1 pseudogene is annotated in these 17,624 nt (G+C 62.2%); it reads right to left on the bottom strand.

What is annotated here, in order from left to right:
* Positions 1-10: 10 nt before the first annotated feature.
* Positions 11-17,593 (bottom strand): annotated as a pseudogene (locus A4308_RS15305) (Ig-like domain-containing protein); the annotation flags it as partial.
* Positions 17,594-17,624: the final 31 nt, after the last annotated feature.

Raw genomic sequence — 17,624 nt, 5'->3', positions numbered from 1 at the left:
CGGCAGGGTTTTACGCAATTAACAGTTGATGATTTGCCAGCAGCGTCGCCAGATCCGTCTGCACGCCGTTCAGCGTCACCAGAGTGGTTGGCGAGAACTGGCCGCCGGTACCGTCCAGGTCCACCTGGATCTCGGTATTGCTGCCGTTTTGCACCACGCGGATGTAATCGGTGATATTGCCCGCGCTACTGTCCAGCGTCGCCACGCCGTTCACATAGCTCGCTGAGCCCGTGCCGGTATAGCCACTGTCTGAGAGCAGATCGCGCAGGTCAATACGGTCCGTGTCCGCCGTCCCTTCCCAGGTGCCGACGGTAAAGCCGTTCACCACATCGTGACCGTTACCGCCCGTGGCATCCGACGCGTTGATCAGCTTGTAGAGCAACGTATCGTGACCGCCGCTGCCGATGTTGAAGGTGTCATTCCCGCCGCGGCCTTCGAACCGGTTATCAGCGCTGTTGCCGGTGATAACATCGTCGAAGTCCGAACCGTTAATGCCTTCAATATTCAACAGCCGTGTGGTACCAAAGCCAGTGTCCTGTGCGGTTGAAAGGCGCAGGTCAACGGTCACGCCGGAGGTCGCATTGCGGTAATCCACCACGTCCATCCCACCGGTGTTGCTCCAGGTGTCGTAGTCGGAATGGGTATTCCAGCCGCCGGAGCCGTTGTAGGTATAGGTGCCATCTTCTGCAATGAAGGTGTCGTTATACCCGGTCCCGGTGATTGTCCCGCTGTGGCCGCCGGTCGCCGCTTCGGCCGTCAGGACGTAGCCCTCTTTGCCGTTGCCCGCGTCCAGACCGCTCCAGGTGACGTTATCCGACACACCATTGGTGATCTTCACAATCTCTGCCGAGTAGGTTTCATTCGGATCCAGACCGTAGAAGCTCACCAGCGCAGAGGTATCGTTCGACCCGATACCGGACTGGGCGTTGATGATCTGCGAGGCCACCAGCACGCCTGCGGCGTTATACAGGTTGACCGTGTTGCCGTAGTAAGCGTTGATACCCTCGCTATCGACAATGTGCAGATGCATCGCGGTGCCGTCCGCAATGGTTTTGCTGTTCTGAACCAGCACCACCTTGCCGTTCTGCTGAGACACCAGCAGATCCTTCGCGCCGTCCCAGTTGTAGTCCACCGCGGCCACGCCGGTAGCGTAGGCGATACCGGACGCCAGCTGGCTGGAGGTCCAGGTGGAACCGTACCCGTTGTTGGTGAACAGGGTCGCCGTTTGTGACGCGCCGTAGGTGCTGAGCTTGATGATGTCCATCTGCCCGTCGCCGTTCCAGTCCACCGCCACCGACAGATACCCCGCCGACGCGTTAGAGGCTTCCACCGCGCTCTTGGTGGTTGAGAGCTTCCCGGTACCGTCGTTGTAGTAGATCACCCCGCCGTTGTTGTTGTAGCTGCTGCCCAGGTACAGATCCATGTAGCCATCGCCGTTGAAGTCTGCCCACGTCATGGACGCCGCCGTGGTGGTGTTCGCGGCGTTGACCACAAACACGTTGGTCAGGTTCTGGCCGATAGACAGCGTGCCGTTGCCGTTGTTGTTGATTACGGTTAACGAGTACGCGCCGCTGCGGTTGGTGTGCTGAACAATATCCACCGTGCCGTCGTTGTTCAGGTCAACGCCGGAGATTTCACGCATGGTGGTGAATTGTCCCCAGAAACCTGCGCCGCCGTTGGTGCCGTCGGGCGACAGTACCCCGTTGTTGTTGATCAGGTACGTAATGGAGTCTGCACCCGCATCGCCGTAGGCCAAATCCAGATAACCATCACCGGTTTTGTCGTACGCAATCACGCCGCCGTACCAGATGGTAGTGCCCATTCCCAGCTGGCTGGCGTTATAGGTGCTACCATCGTAGGTCCACATCACCTGCGTGGATCCCGCGTAGGTGTTCTCCGTGGCGAAAATGTCCTGCGTGCCGTTACGGTCAAAGTCAGCGGCGGTCTGGCTCACCACGTAGTAATTACGGGTGTTGGTCAGCGTATTTCCGGCATAGGTCGAGCTATCGCTGCTGGAGTAAGACTGGCCGTTCGCAATGATATTCCACAGACCGCTGCTGTTCATGCCAAGGGTCATGGTGGAGTTGTTGCTGTTCCCCGCCGTGGTTGCCCAGTCGGTATTCACCGTGGTGGTGTCAATCACCAGGCTGCCGGTGGTCGTCCCGGTGGTATTGCCGTTACCCGCGCTGCTCTTCACCTGCGCCGTCACGCTGTAGCTCGCGACGTTCAGTGCATCGCTGTCCGGGATCTGCAGATACCAGGTGTTGTGATCCGGATCGACCACCACCGCACCGCCCGTCTGGGATGTGTAGATTTTCCCGTTCACCGTCACCACCAGATACTCACCGTTCACCAGATCGGCGGAGACGGTCCCGCTGACGATCGGCGTGGTATCCGACGTGGTCTGCGCGGTAATCGCCGCCGTGGTGGTCGGTATGCTGGTATCCACGCTCAGCACAAAGCCGTCCGATTCCGTATAGTTACCGGCCTTGTCGGTGACACGCACAATGTAGGTGTGATTGCCATCGCTCAGGCCGTTATCCTGGAAGGACCAGCTCGCGCTGCCGTTCATGGTCACCTGGCCGAGCAAGACACCATCGCGGTAAAGCTGGACGATCTCGCCGTCGTCCGGGGCGCGGTTGAGCGTCCCGTTGATCACCGGTGAGTTATCGTCAGTGGCGACCGAGCTGCCAAAGGTGCCCGTACGTTCCCCTTCAACGTCGGTATAGCTCACGACCGTTCCCACCGTGTCTGGCGGCGTGGTATCCACCGTCACCACCTGCGACGCGGTAGAGCCCACGTTGCCCGCCTGGTCGATAATCCGCACCTGGTAGGTGTAATCGCCGTCCGCCAGATCGCGGGTATCGGTGTAGCTCCAGCGCTGGTTGGTGACCGTGGCGTCAGACCAGGTATTCCCGCCGTCGAGGCTTATCTGCACGCGCTCGTCGTTTGCCAGCGCGTTGCCCAGCGAGCCGTTAATGGTCAGCGTGGTGTCCATAGTGATGAAATCACTCCCGGACTGACCGGTATCTTCGCTGATGCTGTCGATGGTGATGCCATACTGCGGCGCCTGAGTATCCACCGTCACCGCCTGCGAGGTGGTTGCCCCGACGTTACCCGCCTGGTCAATCACCCGCACCTGGTAGTTATGGCTACCGTCGGTCAGGGTACGCGTATCGCTGTAGCTCCACTGGGTCCCGCTCACGGTGGCATACACCCAGGTGGTGCCGCCATCCATGCTCACCTGAACGAACTCACCCGCCCCCAGCTCTGCGCCAAGCGTGCCGTGCAGCGTGTACGAGGTCGAACTGGTCAGGAAGTCATTGTTGTCAAACCCGGTGTCGACGGTAATGTTATCCACGGTCACCGTAATCGCCGCATCCGGGGCGACCGTATCAACGGTCACCTGCTGATGAGCGCTGGCCCCCACGTTGCCCGCCGCATCCACCACGCGAACGTAGTAGTCATAGGTCTGGTTCCCGAGCGTGCGGCTGTCGACGTAGTACCAGCTGTTGCCGGTCACAATCACGTTTTGCCAGGTGACGCCGCCGTCGATGCTGATCTGGGCGTACTCGCCGTCAGCCAGCGTCGCGCCGAGCGAGCCGTGCAGCGTCAGGGACGTATCGTTGGTGATAAAGTCGCTGCTGCTCAGGCCGGTATCGTCGCTGATGCGGTCGATGGCGATGGTTTTGCTGGCGTCCGGCGCGACGGTATCAATGGTCACTACCTGGCTGGTGGTGGCGCTGATATTCCCCGCGTCGTCAATCACGCGCAGCTGGTAGTTGTAATCTCCGTCGGCCAGCGTACGGCCATCGACATACGTCCAGCTCAGCCCGCTGACGCTGACGTCGGTCCAGGTCAGACCGCCGTCGAGGCTGATCTGCGCGTGGTCACCGCTGCCCAGCGCCGCGCCGAGCGTCCCTTTCAGGCTGATCTGGTTGTCGCTGGTGATGAAGTCACTGTCGGACAGGCCGGTATCCTGGGAAACGGAATCCACGGTAATGGTCGTTGCCGCCGGTTTCGTCAGATCAATGACCACGTCCTGGCTGTCCGTTGACCCCACGTTGCCCGCATTATCAATCACCCGCACCTGATACTGATAGGTCCCGTCGGTCAGGGTGCGGCCGTCCGTATAACGCCATGTGGTGCCGGTCACGGTCAGGTCAATCCAGGTGGTGCCACCGTCGAGGCTGATCTGCGCCTTCTCGTTATTGCCGAGCTGCGCGGTCAGCGAGCCGTTGACCACGACCTGAGCGTCGTTGGTGATGAAATCACTCGCGCTCAGGCCGGTGTCGTTTTGCAGAGAATCAATGCTGATGCCCATCGACGGCGCGGTGAGATCCACGGTGACGCTGTGGTTATCGCTGCCGCTGTTGCCGATGGTGTTGCTGACCTGCGCGTTAATGACGTACGAACCGCCGTCCGCCAGCGCGGTCACGTCTGCGCTTCCGACCGTATAGCGCCAGGTACCGTCATTCTGAACGGTCGCCGTGTAGGTTTTACCGTTCAGCGTGATGGTCACCGTCTGGCCCGCAGGCGCGTCAGTGGTGCCGCTGATGACCAGCGGCGTGCCGTGTTCGGCGGCGCTGACAATGTCATCTTCCGCAAAGGTGTTGATGGTGATAGTTGGGACGTCACCGTTCAGCGTTACGTCGTGCGTTGCGCTGCCCGGGTTACCCGCTTTATCACTCACCGTGGCGGTAATCGCGTACTGCCCGTCGCTCAGGCCGAGGAAGTCACGGCCCGGCACGAAGACCGACCACGATCCGTCTGCCCCGACGGTGGCCTGGTAGCTGTGCCCGTTGAAGGAGACGGTCACCGTCTGGCCCTGTTCCGCCGTGCTGGTACCGCTGATGGTCTGGCCCGCCAGCTGCTCGGCATTGTTAACGATGTCGTCATCGGCCACGGTGCTGATGGTCACGGTCGGCGCGACGGTATCCACCGTTAAGGTGTGCGTCGTCTGACCGCTGTTCCCGGCTTTGTCGTTGACCGAGGCGGTCACCGTCAGCGCCCCCTGGCTCAGCGCGGCCAGATCCGCCGCGGGTACGTCCAGCGTCCAGGTGCCATCGTTGGCCACGGTAGCGGTATAGGTTTTGCCGCCCAGCGTCACGGTAACGGTCTGGCCGGCCTCGGCGCTGGAGGCACCGTGAACCGTCAGCGGCTGCTGCGCTTCTGCCGCGTTCAGCACATCGTCACCCGACAGCGTCGCAATGCTTACCACCGGCGCGGTGGTATCTACGCTGATGTCGTGCGTTGCCGAGGCGCTGTTACCCGCGCTGTCCTGCGCCGAAACAGACACCTGATAGCGCGCGCCATCGGCCAGTGCGCCTACGTCGGCGGCCGGGACGGTAGTCGTCCAGGTGCCGTCACTCTGAATCGTGGCGGTGTAGGTCTTGCCGTTCAGGGTCACGGTCACCTGCGTACCGCTGGCAAACTGGGCGCTGGAGCCATTAATCACCAGCGCGTTACCCGCTTCTGCCGCGTTGATAACGTCATCGCCGCTGAGGGTATTTACCGTCAACGCCACGGAGGCGGTGTTGACCACCACGTCGTGCGTCTGGGTGCTGCTGTTGCCCGCGCTGTCGGTAATGGTTGCGCTCAGCGTCACTGTGCCGTCGCTCAGCGCGGAAATCACGCTGGCCGGCACGCCCACGCTCCAGTTGCCGCTGGCGTCAACGGTGGTGGTGTACTGGTTCGAACCCAGCGTAATGACCACTTTATCCCCGACGTTCGCGCCGGTTGCCGTGCCGCTGACGATCTGCGCCTGTCCGTGTTCCACGCTGTTGATCACGTCATCGCCCGCCACAACGTTAACGCTGACGGTCGGTGGCGTGGTATCAAGCGTAATCGCTTTACCCGCGCTGCCCGGGTTACCCGCCGCGTCGCTCACGCTGACCTGCACGGTATAGCCGTTATCCGCCAGTGCGGAGAGATCGGTGCCCGGCACGTTGACGCTCCAGATACCGCCCTGCTGCACCTGCGCGGTGTAGCTCTTACCGCCCAACGTCACGGTAACCGTCTGCCCGGCTTCCGCGGTGGTGGTACCGGAGATGGCCACGCCTGCGGACGCTTCGCTGGCGTTGATCACGTTATCGCCCGCGACCGTATCAATGGTGACGGCTGGCGCGGTGGCATCCACGCTGTACTCGCGGCCCGCAGAGGCGCTGTTGCCGTTCACGTTAGTCACGCTCACCTGCACGCTGGCATCGCCGTCTTTGAGGCCCGCCAGATCTGCGGAAGGCACGGTAGCCGTCCAGTTGCCGTCGGCATCCACTTTTGTGGTGTACGTCTTCCCGGCGAACGTGATGGTAACGGTCTGGTTTTCCTCAACGTTCGACGTGCTGCCTGAAAGCACCAGATCCGCGCCTTTCTCCGCCGCGTTAATCACGTCATCGGTAGCAATCGCATCAATGCTGATGGCGACCGCGGCCAGATCCACGTTCACATCGTGGCTGATGGAGACCGGGTTACCCGCGGTGCTTTGGCCTGCCACGTTAACGGTGACCGTGCCTGCTGCCAGCGCACCCACGTCTGCCGCCGGGATTGCCGCGCTCCAGGTACCGTCTGCCAGCACGGAGGCGGCATACGTTTTGCCGTTGACGGTCACGGTGAGCGTGGTTCCCACCGCCAGCCCGTCGCTGGAGCCGGTAACGATCAGGTTCTGACCGTGTTCGATGCTGTTGATCACGTCGTCACCCGCGACGGTATCAACGCGCAGGCCCGGCAGACTGGCGTCTATAGCGATTTCGCGCTCGCCCGCCCCGGTATTGCCGTGGCCGTTGGTCACGGTCGCTGACACCGTCAAATCGCCGTTGCCCAGCGCCGTCAGAACAGACTCCGGCACGCTCACGGACCAGGTCAGATCGTTCTGCACCGTCGCGGTGTAGCTGTTACCGCCAAGGGTCACGGTGACGATATTACCCGCCTCCGCGTTCGTTACGCTGCCGCTGATGGTCTGGCCTGAAGCCACTTCCGCCGCGTTAATGACGTTATCGCCCGCCACGGTGTTGATAGTGACCGTTGGCAGCGCGGTATCCACCAGCAGGTTCGCGGTGTTGCTGACGCTGTTGCCCACGCCGTTGGTCGCCGTCGCGCTCAGGGTGTAGTTGGCCTGACCGAGACCCGCCAGATCTGCCGCCGGAACGGTCAGGCTCCAGCTGCCGTCCGCCGCCGTGGTGGCGGTGTACTGCTTGCCGTTCAGGGTCACGGTGACCACGGTGCCTTCTGCCAGGTTGGCGCTGGTGCCGCTGACGCTCAGGTCCTGGCCTTTCTCCACCGCGTTCAGCACGTTGTCGCCGCTGAGGGTGTTGAAGCCGACCGACGGCAGGCCGGTATCGACGGTCACGTTATGGCTGCCGGTGCCGGTATTGCCTGCGGCATCGGTGACTGACGCCGTGACGGTCACGGTGCCGTCCTGCAGCGCGGAAATCACGCTCGCCGGTACGCCCACGCTCCAGTTGCCCGCCGCGTCCAGCACCGTGGTGTACGTCTGGCCGCCGAGGGTGACGGTGACCTTATCGCCCGCTGCCGCCCCGGTGGCGGAACCGCTGATAATCTGCGCCTGAGCGTGCTCCGCGATGTTAATCACGTCGTCGCCCGCCACGGTGTTGATGGTGACCGCTGGCACGGTGATATCTACCGTCAGGTTATGGTCAACGGAAGCAGGGTTACCCGCTTTGTCGCTCACGCTCGCGGTCACGGTCACGCTGCCGTCGCCAAGCGCCGCAACATCCGCCGCCGGAACGTTCAGCGTCCAGCTGCCGTCCGCGCTGACGGTTGCGGTGTAGTCTTTACCGTTCAGGCTTACGGTCACCGTCTGGCCCGCCTCGGCGGTGCTGGTGCCGGACACGGTCAGATCGCTCTTCGCTTCGGCCGCATTGAGAATGTCGTCACCCGCGATCGTGTTGATGGTCACGGACGGCGCGGTGGCGTCCACGCTGTACTCGCGGCCCGCCGAGGCGCTGTTGCCGTTAACGTTTGTGACGCTCACCTGCACGCTGGCGTCGCCGTCCTTAAGGTGTGCCAGATCCGCGGACGGTACGGTATACGTCCAGTTGCCGCTGTCATCAACGGTAGTGGTGTAGATCTTGCCGTTCAGGCTCAGGGTCACGGTCTGCCCGGCTTCCACGTTGGTGGTCGCACCGGACAGCACCAGATCTGCCCCTTTCTCCGCCGCATTGATCACGTCGTCGGTGGCGATGGCGTTGATGCTGATGGCAACGGTCGCCAGATCCACCGTCACGTCGTGGCTGATGCTAATCGTGTTACCCGCCGCGCTGTCGCCGGTGACGCTGATTTTCACGCTGCCTTCCGGCCACGCGCTCACGTCTGCCGCCGGGATCGCCGCGCTCCAGGTGCCGTCCGCCAGCACCGTAGCCGCATAATCTTTGCCGTTAACGGTGACGGTCAGCGCCGTGCCCGCCGCCAGTCCGTCGCTGGATCCAGTGACGATCAGGTTTTGCGCATGTTCGATGCTGTTGACAACGTCGTCGCCCGCGACGGTATCGACGCGCAGGCCCGGCAGGTTAGCGTCTATAACGATTTCGCGTTCGCCGGAACCGGTGTTGCCGTGGCCGTTGGTCACAGTCGCCGTCACGCTCAGGCTGCCGTTGCCCAGCCCGGTCAGCACGTCAGACGGTACGTTTACGGACCAGCTCAGATCGTTCTGTACCGTCGCGGTGTAGGTATTGCCGCCAAGGGTGATGGTCACGGTGTTACCCGCTTCGGCATTCGCCACGGTACCGCTCAGGGTTTGCCCGGCCGCCACTTCCGCCGCGTTAATGACGTTATCGCCCGCCACGGTGTTGATGGTGACGGTCGGCAGCGCAGTATCCACCAGCAGGTTCGCGGTGTTGCTGACGCTGTTGCCCACGCCGTTGGTCGCCGTCGCGTTCAGGGTGTAGTTGGCCTGACCGAGACCCGCCAGATCTGCCGCCGGAACGGTCAGGCTCCAGCTGCCGTCCGCCGCCGTGGTGGCGGTGTACTGCTTGCCGTTCAGGGTCACGGTGACCACGGTGCCTTCTGCCAGGTTGGCGCTGGTGCCGCTGACGCTCAGGTCCTGGCCTTTCTCCACCGCGTTCAGCACGTTGTCGCCGCTGAGGGTGTTGAAGCCGACCGACGGCAGGCCGGTATCGACGGTCACGTTATGGCTGCCGGTGCCAGTATTGCCTGCGGCATCGGTGACTGACGCCGTGACGGTTACGGTGCCGTCGCTGAGGCCGGAAATCACGCTCGCCGGTACGCCCACGCTCCAGTTGCCCGCCGCGTCCAGCACGGTGGTGTACGTCTGGCCGCCGAGGGTGACGGTGACCTTATCGCCCGCTGCCGCCCCGGTGGCGGAACCGCTGATAATCTGCGCCTGAGCGTGCTCCGCGATGTTAATCACGTCGTCGCCCGCCACGGTGTTGATGGTGACCGCTGGCACGGTGATATCTACCGTCAGGTTATGATCAACGGAAGCAGGGTTACCCGCTTTGTCGCTCACGGACGCGGTCACGGTCACGCTGCCGTCGCCGAGCGCCGCAACATCCGCCGCCGGAACGTTCAGCGTCCAGCTGCCGTCCGCGCTGACGGTTGCGGTGTAGTCTTTACCGTTCAGCGACACGGTGACCGTCTGGCCCGCCTCGGCGGTGCTGGTGCCGGACACGGTCAGGTCACTCTTCGCTTCGGCCGCATTCAGAATGTCGTCACCCGCGATCGTGTTGATGGTCACGGACGGTGCGGTGGCGTCCACGCTGTACTCTCGGCCCGCCGAGGCGCTGTTGCCGTTCACGTTAGTGACGCTCACCTGTACGCTGGCGTCGCCGTCTTTCAGACCTGCCAGATCGCCCGCTGGCACCGTGGCGGTCCATTTACCCTCAGCATCCACCGTGGCGGTATAATTCTTGCCGCCAAAGGTAATGGTGACGGTCTGGTTTGCTTCCACGTTCGAGGTGGTGCCGGAGAGCACCAGATCCGCGCCCTTCTCGGCCGCGTTAATCACATCGTCTGAAGCGATGGCGTCAATGCTGATGGCAACGGTCGCCAGGTCCACCGTCACATCGTGATTAATGGAAACCGGATTACCCGCACCGTTCTGGCCTGCCACGGTAACGGTCACCGTGCCTGCCGCCAGGGCACCCACGTCCGCCGCCGGGATCGCCGCACTCCAGGTGCCGTCAGCCAGGACGGTCGCCGGGTAGGTTTTATTGTTCACGGTGACGGTCAGCGCCGTGCCCGCCGTCAGCCCGTCGCTTGTACCCGTAATAATCAGGTTTTGATTATGTTCGATGCTGTTGATCACATCGTCGCCCGCGACGGTATCGACGCGCAGCCCAGGCAGGTTAGCGTCGATAGTGATATCGCGCTCAGCGGAGCCGCTGTTACCCACGCCGTTGGTTACGCTGGCAGATACGGTCAACTCGCCGTTGCCCAGCGCTGTCAGTTCGGCTTGCGTCACGTTAACGGACCAGGTGAGATCGCTCTGGACCGTCGCGGTATACGTTTTGCCTCCGAGTGTCACGGTAACCGTGTTGCCTGCTTCGGCATTGACTACCGAGCCGCTGATGCTCTGGCCTGCCGCCAGTTCAGCCGCGTTAATGACGTCATCGCCCGCCACGGTGTTGATAATGACACCCGGCAGAACGGACTCGACATTCACGGTATGAGAGGTACTGGTGCTGTTGCCAACGCCGTCCGTTGCTGACGCGGTAACGGTGTAAAGCGCTTCACCCAGTTGACCAACCTGATCCGCCGGAACCGTGGTCGTCCATTTACCGTTAGCGTCCACCGTTGCGCCGTACGCTTTGCCGTTGAGCATCACGGTCACCGCCGCGCCTGCCGCCAGGCCGGAAGCCGTACCGGAGATCGTCAGATCCTGGGTTTTCTCTGAACTGTTGATCACATCGTCACCGGAAACGGTGTCAATGGTCAGCACCGGCGCGCTCAGGTTTACCTCCACGCTGTGTGTGGTGCTGTTACTGTTGCCCGCTTTATCGGTCAGCGCCGCGGTGATGGTGTAATCTCCCGCGGTCAACGCGGTCACATCCGCCGCCGGTACGCCCACGCTCCAGTTCCCGGAGGCATCCAGAGTGGCTGTGTATGATTTGTTGTTGATCGTCACGGTGACCACATCACCCGCCGCCGCGCCGGACACAGAACCGGTGACAATCAGCGCCTGCGCATGTTCGGCGCTGTTGATCACATCGTCGTCGGATACGGTGTGGATGGTCAGCTGTGGAACGGTGGTATCAACCAGCACGTCGCGATCGGCAGAGGCCGGGTTGCCCGCTTTATCCGCGACGGCGGCGCTGACGGTGTAGTTACCGTCAGCAATCGCGCCCAGATCCGCAGACGGCATGGTTACGCTCCAGCTGCCGTTTGCCGCTACGGTGGTGGTGTAGTCTTTACCGTTCAGCGTGACCGTCACCGTCTGGCCCGCTTCGGCGTTGGTCACGCCATTAATGACCAGATCCTGCTGCGCTTCGGCCGCATTGATGATGTTGTTGTCGCTGATGATGTCAATCGAGACCGCCGGCGCCGTCGCGTCCACGCTGTACTCACGGCCAGCTGACGCGCTGTTGCCGTTCACGTTGGTCACGCTCACCTGTACGCTGGCGTCGCCGTCTTTCAGGCTGCCCAAATCGGCAGACGGTACGGTGGTCGTCCAGTTGCCGCTGGCATCGACCGTCGCGGTGTACGACTTGCCGCCGAAGGTAATGGTGACGGTCTGGTTAGCTTCCACATTGGTGGTGGAGCCGGACAGGACCAGGTCCGCGCCTTTTTCCGTCGCGTTAATCACGTCGTCGGTGGCAATCGGGTTAATGCTGATGGCAACTGCGGCCAAATCTACCTTCACGTCGTGGCTGATGGTGACCGGCGTGCCCGCCGTGCTCTGGCCGTCAACCGTTACGGTGACCGTGCCTGCGCCCAGCGCGCTAACGTCTGCCGCCGGGATCGCCGCCGCCCAGGTGCCGTCTGCCAGCACGGTTGCCGCGTAGGTTTTTCCGTTGACGGTTACCGTGAGTGCCGAACCGGCTGCCAGGCCATCGCTTGACCCGGTGATAATCAGGTTTTGCGCATGTTCGATGCTGTTAATCACATCGTCGCCCGCGACGGTATCGACGCGCAGACCGGGCAGGCTGGCATCGATGGTGATGTCGCGCTCGCCGGTGCCGGTATTGCCATGGCCGTTGGTGACGCTGGCGGACACCGTCAGATCGCCGTTACCGATGGCGGTTAAGACCGTGGACGGCACGTTGACCGACCAGCTCAGGTCGTCCTGTACCGTGGCGGTGTAGATATTGCCACCGATGGAAATAGTGACAGTGTCACCGATCGCTGCCCCGCTCACTTTCCCGCTCAGGGTCTGGCCTGCGGCGACCTCTGCCGCATTAATCACATCATCCATGGCGACAGGATTAATGGTCACCACCGGGAGCGCGCTGTCGACCACAACGCTGTGGCTGGTACTCGCGCTGTTACCTGCCGCGTCGGTCACGTTTGCCGTCACGGCGTAGCTCGCTTCGCCCAGCGCCGAGACGTTTGCCGCCGGTACGGTGACGCTCCAGTTGCCGCTGGCGTCCGTGATGGCGGTGTAACTGATGCCGTTCAGGGTCACCGTAATGCTGGTGCCGTCCGGCTGGTTACTGCTGCCGGAAACCAGCAGGTCCTGGCCTTTTTCGGCCGCGTTGATCACGTCGTCAACCGCCAGGGTATTGATGGCAATCACCGGCGCGGTCAGGGAGACCTCAACGTCATGCGTTGCGGTGGTGCTGTTACCCGCTTTATCGGTGAGTGTCGCCGCGATCGTCTGGTTGCCGTTCACCAGCGCGCCCACGTCCGTTGCCGGAACGCCCACGCTCCAGCTCCCGGACGCATCCAGCATTGCGGTGTAGTCTTTCCCGTTCAGGGTCACCGTGATGACATCGCCCGCCTGCGCGCCCGTCACCTTACCGGAGACGATCAGCGCCTGACCGTGCTCAGCAATGTTCACGATGTCATCGCCCGCGACGATGTTGAAGCTAATCTGTGGCACGGTGGTATCCACCAGAACGGAGGCATCCGCGCTTGTCGGGTTACCGGCTTTATCGGAAACCGATGCCGTGACCGTGGCGTTACCGTCGCTGATGCCTGCCAGATCCGCCGCCGGCACGTTGAGTGTCCAGCTGCCGTCCGCCTGCACCTGCGCGGTGTACTGCTTGCCGTTGAACGAGACCGTCACCGTCTGGCCGGCTTCGGCCGTGGTGGAGCCGCTCAGGGTCAAATCCTGCCCCGCCTCAGCCGCGTTGAGCATATTGTCATTGCTGATGGTGTTGATGGTCACCGTTGGCGCAGTGGTATCGACGCTGAATTCCTGCGCGGACGATGCCGCGTTGCCGTTCGCGTTGGTGACGTTAACCTGCACGCTGGCGTCGCCGTCTTTCAGGCCGCTCAGATCGGCTGCCGGTACGGTATACGTCCAGTCGCCGTTGGCGTCCACGGTCGTGGTCCAGGTTTTACCCGCAAAGGTAATGGTCACGGTCTGACCCGCTTCCACATTGGAGGTGGTGCCGGAAAGCAGCAGATCCTGACCTTTTTCCGCCGCGTTGAGCACATTATCGTCGGTCACGCTGCTGATAGTGATGGCGACAGGCGCGAGATCGACATCCACAACGGTGCCAATATTCACCGGGTTGCCGGAGGTATCCTGTGCGCTTGCCTTGATATCGAGCGAACCGTCCGCCCACTGCGACACATCCGCGGCCGGGATCGCCGCCTTCCAGGTGCCGTCCGCCAGCACGGTGGCGAAATAGTTGCTGCCGTTAATGGTTACCGTGACGGTGCTGCCCGCCGCCAGATCGGTGCTGGAGCCGGACACAATCAGGTTTTGACCGTGTTCGATGATGTTAATCACGTCATCGCCCGCCACGGTGTCAATACGCAGCCCAGGAAGCTGGGCGTCGATGGTGAAGTCCAGAGAGGATGAGCCGGTATTACCGTGGGCGTTGGTGACGCTGGCTGACAGCGTCAAATCGCCATTGCCGAGCGCGGTTAACTGGCTCTCGCTTAACGGCAGGCTCCAGGTGAGATCGTCCTGCACGGTGGCCGTGTATGTCTGGCCGCCAAGGATAATAGTGACAGTGTCACCTGGCGCCGCGTGAGTCACTTTACCGGTCAGGGTTTGCCCTGCCGCAACCTCCGCGGCGTTAACGATATTATCGCCCGCCAGGGTATTGATCGTCACAACCGGCAGCGAACTGTCCACCTGCACATCGTGACTTGCAGAGGCGCTGTTGCCCACGCTGTCGGTCACGTTCGCCGTCACGGTGTAATGCGCTTCGCCCAGCGCACCTACCGCCGTCGCCGGTACGGTGACGCTCCAGTTACCGCTGGCATCGGCAATAGCCGTGTAGTCGATGCCGTTCAGGGTGACGGTGATACGGGTTCCTTCCGGCTGGTTGCTGGTACCAGAGAGTTGCAGATCCTGACCTTTCTCGGTCGCATTGATCACGTCATCTGCTGCCAGGGTATTAATACCGATGACCGGCGTCACGGTATTCACCACCACATCCAGCGAACTGCTTCCGGTATTACCGGACCTGTCGGTCACGGAGACGTCGATGGTCCAGGTACCGTCGGCCAGCCCCTGCACCACGGACGCTGGCAGACCGAGGCTCCAGTTGCCCGCCGCATCCACCACGGTGGTGTAATCCACATTGTTGATGGTGATGGTCACCCGGTCGCCCGCTGCTGCGCCGGTCACGGAGCCGCTCAGGATCTGCGCCTGAGAATGGGCAAGCTGGTTAATGGTGTTGGTGGCGGTGACAAAGTCGTTGATGGTCACCTGGGGCACGGTTGCGTCTACCAGACCGACGCGATCGGCGCTGCTGGTGTTACCCGCCACGTCGCTCACGCTGGCCGTCACGGTCACGATACCGTCGGCCAGAGCGCCAACGTCAGCCGCCGGAACGCTCAACTGCCAGGTACCGTCCGTCTGGACCGTGGTCTGGTACGTTTTGCCGTTCAGCGTTACGGTGACCGTCTGGCCCGATTCTGCCGTGCTGCTGCCGCTTAAGACTAAATCCTGCTGCGCTTCGGCCGCATTAATGATGTTATCCGCGGTCAGGTTATCGAGGGTAATCGCTGGCGGCAGGGTATCCACCGTGACCACGCGCGACGCGTCGGCAGTGTTACCGTTGATGTTGGTGACGCTGACGCTCACCTGTGCGCGACCGTCGATCAGCGTGTCCATCGCGCTGGCCGGTACGGTCAGGCTCCAGGAGCCATCCTGCTGCACCTGGGCGGTGAAGGTCTGGTCGGCGAATTTCACCACCACGGTCTGCCCCGCTTCCACGCCCTGCGTCTGGCCGGACAGGGTTAAATCGCTGCCTTTTTCTGTCGCGTTGAGCATGTCATCGCTGGAGACGGTATCAATGGTGACCGCCACGGCGTTGAGGTCGAGTTCAATGGGGTGTTCTGCCGAAACGGTGTTGTTCCAGGCATCTTTCGCGCTGACGTTGACCGTCACCTCGCCCGCCGTCCAGGCCTGGAGATCCGCCGCCGGAACGCCAATCTGCCAGTTGCCGCTGGCGTTAACCGCGGTGACGTACTCGACGTTATTGATGGTAACGACAATCTGTGTGCCCGCAGCCAGATGGGTGCTGGCACCGGTGACGGTCAGATCGTGCTGCTGTTCGATGGCGTTGATCACGTCATCGCCGGAAATGGTGTTCACGCGCAGACCCGGCAGCTGAGCGTTGATGTTGATATCACGCTCGCCGGTGCCGGTATTACCGTGCCCGTTGGTTACCGATGCGGTGAAGGTTAAATCACCATCGCCGAACGCCTGAAGATCCGCCGACGGAATGGTGACGCTCCAGGTGAGATCGCTGCCTACCGTGGCGCTGTAGCTCTTACCGCCCACGGTAACAGACACCGTATCGCCCGCCGCCGCGCCGGTAACGCGACCGCTGAGGGTTTGATCCACGCCCGCTTCGGCGTTATTGACCAGGTTGTCGCCTGCAAAGGTGTTGATAATGACCTGCGGCAGCACGGTATCCACCAGCAGATTCGCTTCGGCAGAACCGCTGTTGCCCACGCTGTCGGTGCCGCTAACGGTAACGGTGTAAAGCGTGTTCGCCAGATTCAACACGTCGGAAACCGGCACCTGGATGGACCAGATACCGTTTTCGACGGTGGCCGGATAATTCACGTTATTCAGCGTGACGGTGATGGCGCTGCCGTCAGGCAGATTGCTGGTGCCGGACAGGCTCAGCGGCTGCATCGCCTCCTGGGCATTCAGCACGTTATCCTGGCTGATGGCGTCAATCGTGAATTCCGGCGGGTTGCCGCTCAGCGTGATGCCGTGCGTGGCGCTGCTGGTGTTGCCTGCCGCATTGGTCACGGACACCGAAAGGGTGTGGTGGCCTTCTCCCAGCGCACCCACAACGGACGCCGGGACGCCTACGCTCCAGCTGCCGTCTGCCAGCACCACGCCGGTGAAGGTCTTACCGCCCACGGTCACGGTCACCACATCGCCTGCGGCGGCACCGCTCGCCTGGCCGGAGATAATCTGTGCCTGGCCCTGCTCGCTGGTATTGAGAATATCATCGCCCGCCACGGTGTGAATGGTAATGACCGGCGCCGCAGTATGAACCGAGAAATCTGCCGTCGCTGATGTACCGTTACCCGCTTTGTCACTGACGTTCACCGTCAGGGTGTGGTTGCCCTCACTGAGAGCCTGCACCTCGCTGGCGGCAAGCGTGACGGACCAGGTGCCATCGCTGCCCACCGTGGCGTTATAGTTTTTGCCGTTCAGCGTTACCGTCACAATTTGTCCGGCTTCCGCGTTGGTTTTACCGGTCAGCGTCAGCGGCTGGTTGTGCTCGGCGGCATTGATGATATTGTCCTGCGCGAGCGTATCGACAGAGAGCGTTGGCGCAGCGGTATCCACGCCAATCGTCTGGCTTCCGCTCACGGTATTCCCCGCCGCGTCTTTGCCGCTCACGTTGACCGTCCAGGTGCCATCGCCCAGCGCCTGCGCGTCTGCCGCTGGCACTTTTACGCTCCACGCGCCGTTGGCCCCCACTTCCGCCGTGTAGGTTTTACCGTTCAGCGTCACGGAAACGTCGGTTCCCTTCGCCAGATGCTGGCTGCTGCCGGACAGCGTAAAACCGGCAGACTGCTCGCTGGCGTTTATCACGTTGTCACCCGCCGTTGTCGCCAGCGTAATCGAGGCCTCGGCCGTGGAGACGGTTACCGTGATGCTGCCTGCAGAGGTGGTTTTGCTGCCGTCGATCTGCACGACCGACCACGTATGCTCTCCGTCAGACTGGGTCGGGAGTTTTACCGTCCAGGTGCCGTCTTTACCCACCATCGCGCTGGCAATGGTGCTTCCGCTGCTGTCTTTGATCTGAATGGTCGCGCCCGGTTGGCCGCTACCGCTAAAGGTCGGGGTGTTATCGTCCGTGATCGCGTTCGCGCTCAGCACACCCTGCTTGTCACCCACCTTGTCCGACAGCAAAAAGGTCGGCGTGGCACTTTCCACTTCTTTGGTGTTATCAATGACTTTCGTTTTCGTTTCGCCGTCACCGCCGTTGGCCAGCAGCGCCCCGATGGCGCCACCGCCCAGGGCAGCACCCGCAATCCAGCCCCACGGCGCATCG

The organism is Enterobacter sp. ODB01 (assembly GCF_001623605.1).
In the GTDB taxonomy this organism is placed as follows: Bacteria; Pseudomonadota; Gammaproteobacteria; order Enterobacterales; family Enterobacteriaceae; genus Enterobacter; species Enterobacter kobei.
This window is presented reverse-complemented; position numbering and strand designations above follow the sequence as displayed.